Source organism: Streptomyces sp. NPDC020299 (assembly GCF_044387825.1).
In the GTDB taxonomy this organism is placed as follows: Bacteria; Actinomycetota; Actinomycetes; order Streptomycetales; family Streptomycetaceae; genus Streptomyces.
In genome coordinates, this window is the sequence record NZ_JBIRWL010000006.1 from 422,299 (window position 1) to 435,971 (window position 13,673).

Sequence of the window (13,673 nt, forward strand, 5' to 3'; positions counted from 1 at the left end):
GGACCACGGGGACCAGATCACTGCCCCCTTGGTTCGAGTCAATTTCCAGGGGTCGGGAATTCTGGGGTGGCTTCTTGAAGTGAGCGGTCGTTAACTGGTGACGAGAGGTCGCTGATCGGGCATACTCACAGCGCACAGCCGCTGGTCAGCGGCTTCCGAGACCCGGGAGCACGCGCATCGGCCGCACCTGACACACCAGGCGGCGCCGCCCCACCCAAGGCGCACGTCCGCCGATGCGCCCGACAGGGAGGAGAGCGTCGCCATGCCCGACCGCGCCCCGCAGCCGGTGGACCGGCAACTGCCCACGGACGAGGCCCGGGAGCTGATCTCGCTCGTCCGCGACATCGCGCAGCGCGAGATCGCACCCAGGGCGGCCGAGGAGGAGGACGCCGGACGCTTCCCGCGCGAGACATTCACCCTGTTGTCGCAATCGGGCCTGCTGGGTCTGCCGTACGACTCCGAGTACGGCGGCGGCGACCAGCCGTACGAGGTCTACCTCCAGGTCCTGGAGGAGCTCGCGGCGGCCCGCCTCACCGTCGGCCTCGGTGTCAGCGTGCACACCCTGGCCTGCTACGCCCTCGCCGCCCACGGCACCAAGCAGCAGCAGGTCGAGCACCTGCCCGCGATGCTCGGCGGCGGGCTGCTCGGTGCGTACTGCCTCTCCGAGCCGTCCTCGGGCTCGGACGCCGCCTCGCTGCGGACCAAGGCGGTCCGGGACGGCGACCACTGGGTGATCACCGGCACCAAGGCGTGGATCACACACGGTGGCATCGCCGACTTCTACACGGTCATGGCCCGCACCGGCGAGGAGGGCCCGCGCGGGATCACCGCCTTCCTGGTGCCCGGCGACACGGACGGCCTGAGCGCGGCGGCGCCGGAGAAGAAGATGGGCATGAAGGGCTCGCCCACCGCCCAGGTCCACTTCGACGGCGTACGGGTTTCCGACGAGCGCCGCGTCGGCGAGGAGGGCCAGGGCTTCGCCATCGCCCTGTCCGCGCTGGACTCCGGCCGACTGGGCATCGCGGCCTGCGCGATCGGTCTGGCCCAGGCGGCGCTGGACGAAGCGGTCGCCTACGCCACCGACCGCCGGCAGTTCGGCCGCCCGATCGCCGACTTCCAGGGCCTGCGCTTCATGCTCGCCGACATGGCCACCCAGGTCGAGGCGGGCCGCGCCCTGTATCTGGCGGCGGCCCGGCTGCGGGACGCCGGCCGGCCGTTCGCCAAGCAGGCGGCCATGGCCAAGCTGCACTGCACCGACACCGCCATGCGCGTGACCACCGACGCCGTGCAGATCCTCGGCGGATACGGCTACACCGCGGACTTCCCGACGGAGCGCTACATGCGCGAGGCCAAGGTCCTGCAGATAGTCGAGGGCACCAACCAGATCCAGCGGATGGTCATCGCCCGTCACGTAGCGGGGCCGGAAGGCCGCTGAACTGCCCGAGGGCGACCGGCGGGGCCGCCAGCCTGACCCACTCCGGGTCGTGGCGGCCCGGCAGGGTGCGGCCCCGGTCCGCCCAGGCGCGCATCAGATCACGGTAGATGGGCGGGTCCTGCGGCGAGGACGGCGGGACCGATCCCGTGGGCGGGGGAACGAACACGCGGTACTGACGCCCGGTCGCCGATTGTGTGGGGGTCATACCAGGCCAACGCCCGCACCGGCGGGCAGGTCACCGCCCCCGGGAATCGGGAGTGCGTTCGCGGCCGTCCCACCCGGGAACGCCGCGCGTCGCCCACCGGCAGGTGCACTTCGGCGAGGCACCCCGGCCGGCGGGTCCGGACACACTGATCCTGCACCACGGCATCCTGCGGGCCATGGTGCAGGGCAGCTACGGGGATGCGGCGGGGTGACCGGGTTCAGGCGGCCCGGCGCATCGCCGGCATGCGCATCGGGCGTGAACCGGGGCCGCCGACGTGCGAGAAGGGCTGGGTCCGCCAGTTCAGGCCCTGCGGAAGGGTGAGCAGGAGCGCGGTGTCCTGCTCCTGGGGCTGGAAGGACTCGTCCGCGGGGCGGGCGTCGGCCGCCAGGCGGCCCGTACCGGCACACACCGTGAGGCCGAACGGGTTCCACGGCGAGGCGCACAGCGCGTGCTCCGGGAGCACGTCCTCGTCCGCCAGCAGGGCGATGGGCTGGGCACAGTCCGGGCAGATCACCCGGTACATCTCGAAGGTGTCGTAGGCGTCGAGTTCCTCGACGTCCCCGTCGTCGAAGGCGTCGGGTTCGACGCCCTCCGGCGCGGGCTCGACGACCGGCTGCTGCCGCTTGGGCATGCTGCGACCAGGGCGCTTAAGACTCTGCATGGGATTCTCCCCCTAAGGCTGGGCCGTGACGGCACTGCGGCCTCGACCACAGCAAGCACTTCCCGTCCGCTCTCGGCGGTAATCACGAGAACATCACGGAGCCCGTTCCCCGGCTGTGGCGTTCGTCACATGCCGCCCGCAGGTGCCCGGTGAGGTGCGTTTGTCCCTCAGATGTCCCCCGGACGGCTCACAGCGGGCTCTCAAGGACATCACGAACCGGGCATGACCTGGGCTGCTCAGGTACCCGAGGAGATCAGTCGCACTGTAGGTTTTGGCGCCATGGAGGAGCTGGACCGTCAGATCGTGCAGCTGCTCGTCAAGGACGGGCGGATGAGCTACACAGACCTGGGCAAGGCCACGGGCCTGTCCACGTCGGCCGTGCACCAGCGGGTGCGCCGGCTTGAACAGCGTGGCGTCATCCGCGGCTACGCCGCGGTCGTCGACCCCGAGGCCGTCGGGCTGCCCATGACCGCCTTCATCTCGGTGAAACCGTTCGACCCCAGCGCCCCCGACGACATCGCGGACCGGCTCGCCGGCGTCCCGGAGATCGAGGCCTGCCACAGCGTCGCGGGCGACGAGAACTACATCCTCAAGGTCCGCGTGGCCACCCCGCACGAGCTGGAGGAACTGCTCGCCCGGCTGCGGTCCCTGGCCGGGGTGTCCACCCGTACGACGGTGGTGCTGTCGACACCGTACGAGGCCCGGCCGCCGAAGATCTGATAGCGGTGGGTGTGCCCGCGTCCGGCGGCCCGATTCATCGGCTGGGTGGTCCGTGCCGGCCCGCAGGGGGACGCACCGCGTCCGGCGGTGTGGTTCATCGGCCGGGTGGTCCGTGCCGGCCCGCAGGGGGACGCACCGCTTCCGGCGCCGGGACACCGCGGGCGGTGCGGCGGCCCCGCCTGCGACGGGCCGGGTCCCGCGCGAGAGACTGTCGGTCATGAGTGAACGACCCGCCGCCGACCCCCAGACCGTCCTCCTGCGCCGCGGAGAGGTGCACAGCCCCGCCGACCCCTTCGCCACCGCGATGGTCGTGGAGCGCGGCCAGGTCGCCTGGGTCGGCTCGGAGGGCGCCGCCGACGCCTTCGCGGACGGGGTCGACGAAGTGATCGACCTGGACGGCGCCCTGGTCACCCCGGCGTTCACCGACGCGCATGTGCACACCACCGCCACCGGACTCGCGCTGACCGGCCTGGACCTGTCCGACGTGCCCTCGCTGGAGGCGGCCCTCACCCGGGTGCGGGACTTCGCCGCAGCCCGCCCGGACGACCGCGTGCTGCTCGGCCACGGCTGGGACGCGGCCCGCTGGCCCGGCGGCCGCCCCCCGACGCGCGCGGAACTCGACGCGGCCACCGGCGGGCGCCCGCTGTACCTCTCCCGTATCGACGTGCACTCGGCGGTCGTCACAAGTGCACTGCTCGACCTGGTCCCGGGCGAGGTGTCCCGCGCCGACGCCCCGCTCACCCGCGACGACCACCACGCCGTCCGCTCCGCCGCGTTCGCCGCCGTCACCCCCGCCCAGCGCGCCGAGGCCCAGCGGGCCGCCCTCGCGCACGCCGCCTCCCTGGGCATCGGTTCCGTCCACGAGTGCGGCGGGCCGCAGATCTCCTCCGAGGACGACTTCTCCGGCCTGCTCCGGCTCGCCGCCGAGCAGCCGGGCCCGCGGGTCACCGGCTACTGGGCGGAGCGCGACGCCGAGGGCGTCACCAAGGCGCGTGAACTGGGCGCGCTCGGCGCCGCGGGCGACCTGTTCGTCGACGGCGCGCTCGGCTCGCACACCGCCTGCCTGCACCAGCCGTACACCGACGCCGACCACACCGGCACCGCCTACTTCGACGCGGCCGCCGTCGCCGAGCACGTCGCGGCCTGCACCGATGCCGGCCTCCAGGCGGGCTTCCACGCCATTGGGGACGCCGCCGTCACCACCGTGGTCGAGGGTGTCCGGGCCGCTGCCGAGAAGATCGGCCTCGCCCGTGTCCGCGCCGCACGGCACCGCGTCGAGCACGCCGAGATGCTCACCCCCGAGACCATCGCGGCCTTCGCCGAACTGGGCCTGACCGCGTCCGTCCAGCCCGCCTTCGACGCCCTGTGGGGCGGCGAGGACGGCATGTACGCCCGGCGTCTCGGCGGGCGGCGGGCCAGGACCCTGAACCCGTTCGCCGCCCTGCTCCGCGCGGGCGTTCCCCTCGCGTTCGGTTCCGACAGCCCGGTCACCCCCCTCGACCCCTGGGGTACCGTCCGCGCGGCCGCCTTCCACCGCACGCCCGAACACCGGATCTCCGTGCGCGCCGCGTTCACGGCGCACACGCGCGGCGGCTGGCGGGCCGTCGGCCGGGACGACGCCGGCGTCCTGGTGCCCGGGGCGCCCGCCGACTACGCCGTCTGGCGTACCGACGCGCTCGTCGTCCAGGCCCCCGACGACCGGGTGGCGCGCTGGTCGACCGACCCCCGCTCCGGCACCCCGGGTCTGCCCGACCTGACCCCCGGCCACGACCTGCCCGTCTGTCTGCGGACCGTCGTGGGCGGACGGACGGTGTTCGTACGGCCGGGCGAGTGATCTACCGGGGTGGCGAGGCGGCGATCGGCCGCCGCGGCCCTGTCGCGCGACCTGCGCATCCTCGCCTCTGACCAGGCGGTTGATCCTGTTCGCGCAGGTCAGGCGGCTGTTGACAGTCAGCGGCGGCGGGCCGGTAGGTTCGGCCGAGTCCACCACCGGACGCCCGACCGGGAAGCATTTCGCGCACGCGTCGCAGCGCCGCTGGGTCAGGGACGGTGTGCCGCACCGGGGCACCGTCGCTGGGAGCCAGGCTCAGCGCCCGCGCCGACGCGGGAACGCTTCCGGCCAGGTCGGGAAGGTGTGACCCGGGTGGGGCCCGGACGCTCAGTAGACAACGGCTTTCGGTCGATCCGCAGCCAGCGGGTCCCAGGTCGGCCCGAAGGGCGCCGGGCCCCCATCCGCAGAACGCGGAACGAAAAACACATTCTTACCCCGTTCTTGGGGAATCGACACCGCCTTACGCACGAGCCGTCGCTTCGGCGCAGGCCGCGGCCACTATGGTGGACCCTGCGTACGACATGTGAAGGGGCAGCAGTGAACGACGGCGACGGGACCCTCGCGGCACAGGACCGGGGGAGGCAGTTCGGCCCGCTCGGCACGGCCTTGGTGATCATCCCGACCTACAACGAGGCGGAGAACATCAAGTCCATCGTCGGTCGCGTGCGCAAGGCCGTCCCCGAGGCGCACGTGCTGGTGGCGGACGACAACAGCCCCGACGGCACGGGCAAGCTCGCCGACGAACTCGCCGCCGAGGACGACCACGTCCAGGTGCTGCACCGCAAGGGCAAGGAAGGCCTCGGCGCCGCCTACCTCGCCGGCTTCCGCTGGGGCCTGGACAACGGCTACGGCGTACTGATCGAGATGGACGCCGACGGCTCCCACCAGCCCGAGGAACTGCCCCGCCTGCTGACCGCCCTCAAGGGCGCCGACCTCGTGCTCGGCTCCCGCTGGGTGCCCGGCGGCCGGGTGGTGAACTGGCCGAAGTCCCGTGAGTTCCTCTCACGCGGCGGCTCCACCTACTCGCGGCTCATGCTCGACGTGCCGATCCGCGATGTGACCGGCGGCTTCCGCGCCTTCCGCCGCGAGACCCTGGAGGGCCTCGGTCTCGACGAGGTGGCCTCGCAGGGCTACTGCTTCCAGGTCGACCTGGCCCGGCGCTCGGTCAAGGCCGGCTACCACGTGGTCGAGGTGCCCATCACGTTCGTGGAGCGGGAACTCGGTGACTCCAAGATGAGCCGCAACATCGTGGTGGAGGCACTGTGGCGGGTCACGGCGTGGGGCGTGGGGGAGAGGCTGGGCAAGGTCACGGGCAAGGGCAAGCGGGCCTGACCCCCTGACCCCTTATCCCGTGCTGAGCCGGGCCCGGGCACACTGGGGGCATGACGACTGGCGCTTCCTCCCCTCCGTACCCCACCGCCCGGCCCCGGCGCTCCCGGCTGCGCACGTTCCTTCCGCTGGGGATCGCCATGTGGCTGGTGCTGGAGATCTGGCTGCTGACCCTGGTCGCGGGCGAGGCGAGCGGCCTCGCGGTGTTCATGCTGCTGGTGGCGGGCGTCGTCGCCGGCTCCGTGGTGATCAAGCGGGCGGGTCGCCGTGCCTTCCAGAACCTGGGCGAGGCGTTGCAGCGGGGCGGCTCGCCCGCGAAGGGCTCCGGTAACGGCCTGCTGATGCTGGGCGGCCTGCTGCTGATGATCCCCGGCCTGATCTCGGACGCGATCGGTCTGCTGCTCCTGGTTCCGCCGGTCCAGAAGGCCCTGAGCCGGTATGCGGAGCGCACCTTCGACCGCAAGCTGCGCGAGGCCGTGCCCGGCAGTCTCGGGGACGCCTTCCAGCAGGCGCGGATGCACCGGTCCGACGGGAAGGTGGTCCAGGGCGAGGTCATCAGGCAGGAGCCGGGCGACGCGCCGTGGGAGCAGCGTCCGCCGCTGACTGGCTGAGGGCCCGCAGCGCGGCGTTGAGCAGCGGAAAACCGCGGGCGCCGTACGTGACTGACGTACGGCGCCCGCGGTGATGACGCTCCTTGTTGTCTGCCGCGCTACGCGCTCTTGCGGCTGTCCCGGGGGTGAACCGCGATGTTCATCGCCCCGGAGCGCAGTACCGCCAGACGCTCCTCGAGGACCTCTTCGAGTTCCTCGCGGGTGCGTCGCTCCATCAGCATGTCCCAGTGCGTACGCGCGGGCTTGGCCTTCTTCTCCTCAGGGCCGTCGCCGTCCACCAGGAGCGCAGGGGCTCCGCAGACCTTGCACTCCCACTCCGGCGGGATCTCCGCCTCCACCGAGAAGGGCATCTCGAAGCGGTGCCCCTTCTCGCATGCGTACTCCACGGCCTGGCGGGGCGCCAGGTCGATGCCGCGGTCCGTCTCGTAGCTGGTCACCACGAGGCGCGTACCGCGAAGAGCTCGCTCACTCATGAATCGTGCCTCCCGGGCTTGTCGCCCACAGGACAGGTGTCGCTGTCGTCGTCATCCGGTCAACGTCCGGTCGGCGGTAAAGATTCCCGTTCCGTGTCCCGTTCCGGGTCATGCATCGCCGTCGTAGCCGCCCCTTGTTGTACCCACCAGCGCCCGGTTTGTCACATCTGAAAGCAGATGTCACCTAGCGTTTCGGCTTCTTTGACGCGCAGTAACGGTACGCCTGGCAGGCCAAACGCGTACACTACCTCCCTTTCGTGTTGAGCGCTAAATCTTCTGCGGAACAGGATTGCCCGCCTCTCTGATCGCCCGCCGTACCGGGACCCGTGCGAGCAGCGCGAACCCGATGGCGAAGAAGGTCACGAGCGAGACGATCGCCGAGCGGTAGCTGCCGGTCAGCTGGTAGGTGACACCGAACAGCAGCGGCCCGAGCCAGCTCATCCCGCGGTCGCTCATCTCGTACGCCGAGAAGTACTCGGCCTCCTTGCCGGGCGGGACCAGATGCGAGAACAGCGACCGGGAGAGCGCCTGGCTGCCGCCGAGGACCAGTCCGATGCCCGCGGCGAGCACGAAGAACCACCCCGGCGCCCCGGCGGGCAGGAAGTATCCGGCACCCAGCGTGAGCGTCCAGGCGACGAGTGATCCGAGGATCGTCCGCTTGGCCCCGTGCGTCCGGGCCAGCCGCCCCATCGCCAGGGCACCCGCGACGGCCAGCACCTGCACCAGGAGCACGGCACCGATGAGCGTCGACTGGCCGAGGTCCAGTTCCTCGGAGCCGTAGACCGAGGCCTGGGAGATCACTGTCTGGATGCCGTCGTTGTAGACGAGGTAGGCCAGCAGGAAGGCGAGCGTCAGCGGATGGCGGCGCATGTCCCGGACGGTGGCCGCCAGCTGCCGCAGCCCGGGAGCGGTGGCCTCCCGTGCCGCCCCGGCACCGCGGTAGCGGTCGCGCAGCCGCCGCAGCGGTACGAGGGTGAAGGCGCCCCACCACAGACCGGCCGACGCCAGGCAGATACGGACCGCCGCCGTCTCGGAGAGCCCGAAGGAGTCGCGCGCGGAGTACAGCACCAGGTCGCCGACCAGCACCAGGGAGCCCGCCGCGTAGCCGAAGGCCCAGCCCCGGGAGGAGACCGCGTCGCGTTCCTCGGGCGGGGCGATCTGCGGCAGGTAGGAGTTGTAGAGCATCATCGCCACGGACTGCGCCGCGTTCGCGACGATCAGCAGGAAGCCGCCCAGGAGATAGCGGTCGCCGTCGAGGAAGAACATCCCGGTCGTAGCCGCCGCGCCCACATACGCGGCCGCCCCCAGGAGCGGCTTCCTGCGGCCGGTGCGGTCGGCCGCGCTGCCCACGAGGGGCATCACCACGACCGCCAGGATCACCGACAGGGACACCGAGTACGCGAAGAAGGACCCGGCCCGGACCGGCACGCCCAGCGGGTGGACGAACCCGTCGGCATCCGCCGCCGACTCGGCGACCGACGTCAGGTAGGGGCCGAGGAACACGGTCAGCACGCTCGTCGAGTAGACCGAGCACGCCCAGTCGTAGAAGTACCAGCCGCGCTGCTCGCGGCGCCGCCCGGCGGCCTCGTCGGCCCCCTGGGCCCGCACGGTGTCGGTGCCCACCCGTGCCCTCGCTTCCCCGCTGAATTGCCGGTGCGAAGGGCCCTGCTCCGGGGGTCCCGGCACCGGGGCCCCGGGCCGCTCAGGCCCAGACGCCCCGGTCCTCCATGACCTTGCGCAACGTGTCGATGTGATCGGTCATGATGCCATCGACCCCGAGGTCGAGGAGCCGGTGCATCCGCTCCGGTTCGTTGATCGTCCACACGTGCACCTGGAGTCCGTGCGCGTGGGCGACGCGTACGAAGCGGTGGTCGACCACCGGGACACGCGACTGGGACTCCGGCACCTGCGCGGCCACCGCGGACCGGCGCACCGCCGCGGGCAGCCCCCATGAGCGCAGCCGGAGGCTGAGCACCCCGCGCGTACCGAACGACGTGGCCAGGCGCGGCCCGGCCAGACGCTGGGCGCGCAGCACCCGCGCCTCCGAGAAGGAGCCGACGCAGACGCGGTCCCAGGCGTCTGTCCGCTCGATCAGTGCCAGCAGCGGCCGCAGGGCGGGCTCCGCCTTGCAGTCGACGTTCCAGCGGACCTCCGGGAAGGTCTCCAGCAGTTCCTCGAAGAGCGGCACCGGCTCGCGGCCCGCCACGCGCGCGTGCCGGACATCCTCCCAGGGCAGGTCGGCGATCCGCCCCGCGCCGTCCGTGACCCGGTCCAGGGTCGCGTCGTGGAAGGCGACCAGCTGCCCGTCCGCCGTGGCGTGCACATCGGTCTCGATGTACCGGTACCCGAGTTCCACCGCGCGGTGGAACTGCGCCACGGTGTTCTCCAGGCCCTCGGCGGCCCCGCCCCGGTGGGCGAAGGCGATGGGGCCGGGATGGTCCAGGTACGGGTGGCGGATGAGCGTCGTCACCTGCGCAGTATCACCCTTTTGGGTGACCCGGTGGCAACCACCGTGCTGCCGGCGGATGCCGTCGGGACGGCGAAAAGCCGCAGGAACACCTGGGCCAGCGGACCGATCGACAGCGCGTACAGCACGGTGCCCACCCCGATGGTGCCGCCCAGGGTGAACCCGGTGGCCACGACCGTGAGCTCCACGGCGGTGCGGATCAGCCGGATCGAGCGGCCCGTGCGCCGGTGCAGCCCGGTCATCAGGCCGTCGCGCGGACCGGGGCCGAAGTTCGCGGCGATGTAGAGGCCGGTCGCCGCGCCGTTGAGCACGATGCCGGCCACCAGGAGCGGGATCCGTACGGCCAGGGTGTGCGCGTCGGGCAGTGCGGAGAGCGTGGCATCCATCGCGGCGCCGATCACCAGGACGTTGGAGACGGTGCCGAGCCCGGGGCGCTGGCGCAGTGGCACCCACAGCAGCAGCACCGCCGCGCCCACGATCGTGAGCACGACGCCCATGCTGAGCCCCGTGAGCTTCGCGAGGCCCTGGTGCAGGACGTTCCACGGCTCGAGCCCGAGACCGGACTTCACCAGGAGCGCGGAACTCGCGCCGTACAGCGCGAGCCCCGCGTACAGCTGGATCAACCGCCTCGCCATCTGGTGCTTCGCGGACGACTTCGCGGACAAAGGGTCCCCCTGGGTGGTGGTAGTGGCCTGACTCATGTCACTCTGTGGCTTGGAAAGACAAGCCATCCATGGCCAATCCGGGGAAGGTGGACTGATCGTCATGGCTCAGTGGACCTCGGCGGTGGGTGCCGCGCAGCTCGCCCGGCTCCTCAACTCGCAGCAGGACCGCCCGGCCGGCCCCGGTACGCGCCGTCCGCCCGCCTACCGGGCGCTCGCCGACGGCATCCGGTTGCTGGTCCTGGAGGGCAGGGTGCCGGTGGCCGCCCGCCTGCCCGCCGAGCGCGAACTGGCACTCGCCCTCTCCGTCAGCCGCACCACGGTCGCCGCCGCCTATGAGGCGCTGCGTACCGAGGGCTTCCTGGAGTCCCGGCGCGGGGCGGGCAGCTGGACGGCCGTCCCGGCGGGCAACCCCCTGCCCGCCCGCGGTCTCGAGCCCCTGCCGCCCGAGTCGCTCGGCTCGGTCATCGACCTGGGCTGCGCGGCCCTGCCCGCCCCCGAGCCATGGCTCACCCGGGCCGTGCAGGGCGCCCTGGAGGAGCTGCCGCCGTACGCCCACACGCACGGCGACTACCCGGCCGGCCTGCCCGCGCTGCGCTCGGTGATCGCCGAGCGGTACACCGCGCGCGGGATCCCGACCATGCCCGAGCAGATCATGGTGACGACCGGCGCGATGGGCGCCATCGACGCGATCTGCCACCTCTTCGGGGGCCGCGGCGAGCGCATCGCCGTGGAGTCCCCGTCGTACGCCAACATCCTCCAGCTGATGCGGGAGGCGGGCGCCCGGCTCGTCCCGGTCGCGATGGGGGAGGGGCTCAGCGGATGGGACATGGACCTCTGGCGCCAGGTCCTGCGGGACGCCGCGCCCCGGCTCGCGTACGTCGTCGCCGACTTCCACAACCCCACCGGCGCCCTCGCGGACGAGGACCAGCGGCGCCGGCTGGTGGACGCGGCCCGCTCGGCGGGCACGGTGCTCGTCGCGGACGAGACGATGACCGACCTGTGGCTCGACGAGGACCTCGACAGCTCAGTGATGCCGCGCCCGGTGTGCGGCTTCGACCCGGCCGGCTCCACGGTGATCACGGTCGGCTCGGCGAGCAAGGCCTTCTGGGCCGGTATGCGCATCGGCTGGGTACGCGCGGCCCCGGACGTGATCCGCAGCCTGGTCGCCGCGCGCGCCTACGCCGACCTGGGCACCCCCGTCCTGGAACAGCTGGCCGTCAACTGGCTGTTCACCACCGGCGGTTGGGAACAGGCGGTGGACCTCCGCCGCGCCCAGGCCCGCGAGAACCGCGACGCCCTCGTCACCGCGATCCGCCGCGAGCTGCCCACCTGGGAGTTCGAGGTCCCCAAGGGCGGCCTGACCCTGTGGGTGCGCGCGGGCGGCCTGTCGGGTTCGCGGCTCGCGGAGGCGGGGGAGCGGGTCGGCGTACGGGTCCCGTCGGGCCCGCGCTTCGGGGTCGACGGCGCCTTCGAGGGCTATGTGCGGCTCCCCTTCACGGTCGGCGGAGCGGTGGCGGAGGAGGCGGCGGCCCGGCTGGCCGCGGCCGCGCGCCTGGTGGAGCAGGGCGTGAGCAACGGAACGGAGTCGCCGCGCACGTTCGTGGCCTAGGGGCGGCCGAGGGGCGGCCCAGGGGGTTTCGTTCTCACGAACTCTCGGCTGCCACGGCCTCCGCAGGGACTGGCGCGGCCTCCGCGGGCGCCGGCTCGGCCTCCACCGGCTCCGGTGCCCGCTCCACCGCCGCCGCGTCCGCCGGCGTGGTCCGCGGCGGCAGCAACGCCACCACCGTCCGCCGGTCGGCCTCACCGGTGTCGTCGTCGTACGGGTCGGGCGTCGAGGGCACCTGCAGCCGGTGCACCGGCCCATGGCCCAACCGCGCGTATCCCCGCCCCGGCGGCACCTCGGCCGGCAAAGTGGTGTGCGGTGGCACGCCCAGCACGTCGACCAGTTGCTCCGTCGTCGCTGGGCCGAGCACGACACGCGCGCGCGTGTGCTGCCGTACCGCCTCGCTTAACGCGTCGGCGCCGTCGAACTGCTCGGCGACGGCCACCGTCACATTGGCCGCCCGGCCGTGCCGCAGCGGCACCTGGAGCAGCGCCTGCGGATCCCCCCGTCCGTCCGCCGCGGCCACATGGGAGAGGGTGCTCGGCCGGTCCAGCAGGATCCACAGCGGCCGCCTGGTGTCGTCCGGGGGCGGATGACCCGCCTGCCGCGCCCGGTTGACGGCGATGAGCCGGCGCTCCGTCTCGTGCGCGGCCCACTCCAGGCTGGCCAGCGCTCCGGCCAGCCCGCACTCCACCGCGAGCACCCCGTCGCGCCCGGTCAGGCAGGCGTACTCGCCGGTGCCGCCCCCGTCGACGATGAGCACGTCACCGTGCTGGAGGGCCTGGAGCGCGACGGACCGCAGCAGGGTCGAGGTGCCGCTGCCCGGCCGGCCCACGGCCAGCAGGTGCGGCTCGGTCGAGCGCGGGCCGGTGCGCCACACGACGGGGGGAACGTCGCGCTGTTCCTCGCCGAAGGAGAGGGGCAGGGTGCGCTGGACCTCGGTGGGGTCGGTGAAGCCGAGGACCGTCTCACCGGGCGCGGTGACGAACCGCTGGGCGGCGATGTCGGCGGGCAGCGGGGCGAGGACGGTGACGGTGAGTTCGTTGCCCTCCTGGTCCCACCTGAAGTGGTACTCGCGACCCCGCCCGGCCTTCGCGGCGAGCAGCGCCTCGACCCGCGCGCGGGCCTCGCTCTCGCCGTCCGGGAAGTACGCCGGGTACCGGATCAGCAGGTGCCCGATGCGTCCCACGTCGTCGAACTCGTGCGCGGCGAAGGCGTTCTCCCAGTCCCCGCCGTGCGCGTACAGCGGAGCCGGGTCGTCGGCGGTGGAGAAGTGGGGGACGAGAGCCTCGTACAGCGACTGGAGGCGCTGGGTCTGGGCCTCGTCGGGGCCCGCCGGCCCGGGCGGTGTGCGGTCCCGGCCGTGCCAGGCCGCCGCCGCCATCAGGGTGATGGCGGCGAGCAGCGGTCCGTACGGCACCAGGGCGAGGACCATGACCGCCGAGGCCGCCAGGAACAGCAGTGGCCCGCGCCGGTCCTTGGGCGTGTCCGCCCATCTGCGCCGGCCGGCCGAGGCCAGCCGGCGCAACCCGCGCGTGACGGTGATCAGCGGGTGGAGGACGTCGGTGGCGCTGTCGGCCGCCGTCCGGGCCAGCTCCCGGCTCCTGGCGATGTGCGCGCCGCCGGTGCTCAGAATGCGGGGAAGGGGGCGCCGGGCCACTGCTGTCTCCTGG

At 72.8% G+C, this 13,673-nt stretch carries 13 protein-coding genes; 7 read left to right on the forward strand and 6 right to left on the reverse strand.

Translation table 11 applies throughout. From position 1 onward, the window contains the following. Positions 1-262: 262 nt before the first annotated feature. Together ACH45E_RS18770 and ACH45E_RS18775 are read left to right on the forward strand one after the other, a co-directional pair. Positions 263-1,435, forward strand: coding sequence for an acyl-CoA dehydrogenase family protein (locus ACH45E_RS18770; RefSeq protein WP_361441321.1), 1,173 nt, complete (start codon positions 263-265; stop codon positions 1,433-1,435). Between the two features lie 257 nt (positions 1,436-1,692). Continuing rightward, the gene (locus ACH45E_RS18775; protein WP_399041014.1) at positions 1,693-1,851 is read left to right on the forward strand and encodes a hypothetical protein; all 159 of its coding nucleotides are present in this window, start codon (positions 1,693-1,695) and stop codon (positions 1,849-1,851) included. A gap of 6 nt (positions 1,852-1,857) precedes the next feature. Here ACH45E_RS18775 and ACH45E_RS18780 read toward each other — a convergent pair whose 3' ends face one another. After that, positions 1,858-2,301, reverse strand: a complete 444-nt coding sequence (locus ACH45E_RS18780; protein ID WP_361441324.1) for a hypothetical protein — start codon at positions 2,299-2,301, stop codon at positions 1,858-1,860. A 279-nt stretch (positions 2,302-2,580) separates the two neighbouring features. On the opposite strand from ACH45E_RS18780, the gene ACH45E_RS18785 reads away from it, so the two are divergent. From ACH45E_RS18785 to fxsA, 4 genes are all read left to right on the forward strand, one after another. Further along, positions 2,581-3,021, forward strand: a complete 441-nt coding sequence (locus ACH45E_RS18785; protein ID WP_066997022.1) for an Lrp/AsnC family transcriptional regulator — start codon at positions 2,581-2,583, stop codon at positions 3,019-3,021. A 217-nt stretch (positions 3,022-3,238) separates the two neighbouring features. Continuing rightward, positions 3,239-4,855, forward strand: a complete 1,617-nt coding sequence (locus tag ACH45E_RS18790; RefSeq protein WP_361441327.1) for an amidohydrolase — start codon at positions 3,239-3,241, stop codon at positions 4,853-4,855. A gap of 534 nt (positions 4,856-5,389) precedes the next feature. Next, positions 5,390-6,184, forward strand: a complete 795-nt coding sequence (locus ACH45E_RS18795; RefSeq protein ID WP_361441329.1) for a polyprenol monophosphomannose synthase — start codon at positions 5,390-5,392, stop codon at positions 6,182-6,184. Positions 6,185-6,234: 50 nt separating this feature from the next. Continuing rightward, a complete protein-coding gene (fxsA, locus tag ACH45E_RS18800; protein ID WP_361441332.1) occupies positions 6,235-6,792 on the forward strand; it encodes an FxsA family membrane protein in 558 nt (185 codons plus the stop codon). A gap of 98 nt (positions 6,793-6,890) precedes the next feature. On the opposite strand, the gene ACH45E_RS18805 is transcribed toward fxsA, so the two are convergent. From ACH45E_RS18805 to ACH45E_RS18820, 4 genes are all read right to left on the reverse strand, one after another. Continuing rightward, positions 6,891-7,265 carry an RNA polymerase-binding protein RbpA gene (locus ACH45E_RS18805; protein ID WP_009187548.1) on the reverse strand — a complete coding sequence of 125 codons (375 nt, stop codon included), beginning with the start codon at positions 7,263-7,265 and terminating at the stop codon, positions 6,891-6,893. A 267-nt stretch (positions 7,266-7,532) separates the two neighbouring features. Further along, on the reverse strand, positions 7,533-8,888 hold the full coding sequence (locus tag ACH45E_RS18810; protein WP_361441335.1) for an MFS transporter: 1,356 nt from the start codon (positions 8,886-8,888) through the stop codon (positions 7,533-7,535). Between the two features lie 79 nt (positions 8,889-8,967). Then, positions 8,968-9,735, reverse strand: coding sequence for a glycerophosphodiester phosphodiesterase (locus tag ACH45E_RS18815; RefSeq protein WP_361441337.1), 768 nt, complete (start codon positions 9,733-9,735; stop codon positions 8,968-8,970). Further along, a complete protein-coding gene (locus ACH45E_RS18820) occupies positions 9,732-10,433 on the reverse strand; it encodes a hypothetical protein (protein WP_361441340.1) in 702 nt (233 codons plus the stop codon). Before ACH45E_RS18820 ends, ACH45E_RS18815 begins: the two co-directional genes overlap by 4 nt. Positions 10,434-10,497: 64 nt before the next feature. On the opposite strand from ACH45E_RS18820, the gene ACH45E_RS18825 reads away from it, so the two are divergent. Further along, the gene (locus ACH45E_RS18825; RefSeq protein ID WP_361441343.1) at positions 10,498-12,006 is read left to right on the forward strand and encodes a PLP-dependent aminotransferase family protein; all 1,509 of its coding nucleotides are present in this window, start codon (positions 10,498-10,500) and stop codon (positions 12,004-12,006) included. Between the two features lie 34 nt (positions 12,007-12,040). Here ACH45E_RS18825 and ACH45E_RS18830 read toward each other — a convergent pair whose 3' ends face one another. After that, positions 12,041-13,660: a hypothetical protein gene (locus ACH45E_RS18830; RefSeq protein ID WP_361441345.1), complete on the reverse strand. Its 1,620-nt coding sequence runs from the start codon at positions 13,658-13,660 to the stop codon at positions 12,041-12,043. Positions 13,661-13,673: the final 13 nt, after the last annotated feature.

Excerpts from the sequence above, each read along its gene's own strand:
- ACH45E_RS18770 (WP_361441321.1), top strand. The coding sequence starts at position 263 with ATGCCCGACCGCGCCCCGCAGCCGGTGGACCGGCAACTGCCCACGGAC.
- ACH45E_RS18780 (WP_361441324.1), bottom strand. The coding sequence starts at position 2,301 with ATGCAGAGTCTTAAGCGCCCTGGTCGCAGCATGCCCAAGCGGCAGCAG.
- ACH45E_RS18785 (WP_066997022.1), top strand. The coding sequence starts at position 2,581 with ATGGAGGAGCTGGACCGTCAGATCGTGCAGCTGCTCGTCAAGGACGGG.
- ACH45E_RS18790 (WP_361441327.1), top strand. The coding sequence starts at position 3,239 with ATGAGTGAACGACCCGCCGCCGACCCCCAGACCGTCCTCCTGCGCCGC.
- fxsA (WP_361441332.1), top strand. The coding sequence starts at position 6,235 with ATGACGACTGGCGCTTCCTCCCCTCCGTACCCCACCGCCCGGCCCCGG.
- ACH45E_RS18805 (WP_009187548.1), bottom strand. The coding sequence starts at position 7,265 with ATGAGTGAGCGAGCTCTTCGCGGTACGCGCCTCGTGGTGACCAGCTAC.
- ACH45E_RS18820 (WP_361441340.1), bottom strand. The coding sequence starts at position 10,433 with ATGAGTCAGGCCACTACCACCACCCAGGGGGACCCTTTGTCCGCGAAG.
- ACH45E_RS18825 (WP_361441343.1), top strand. The coding sequence starts at position 10,498 with ATGGCTCAGTGGACCTCGGCGGTGGGTGCCGCGCAGCTCGCCCGGCTC.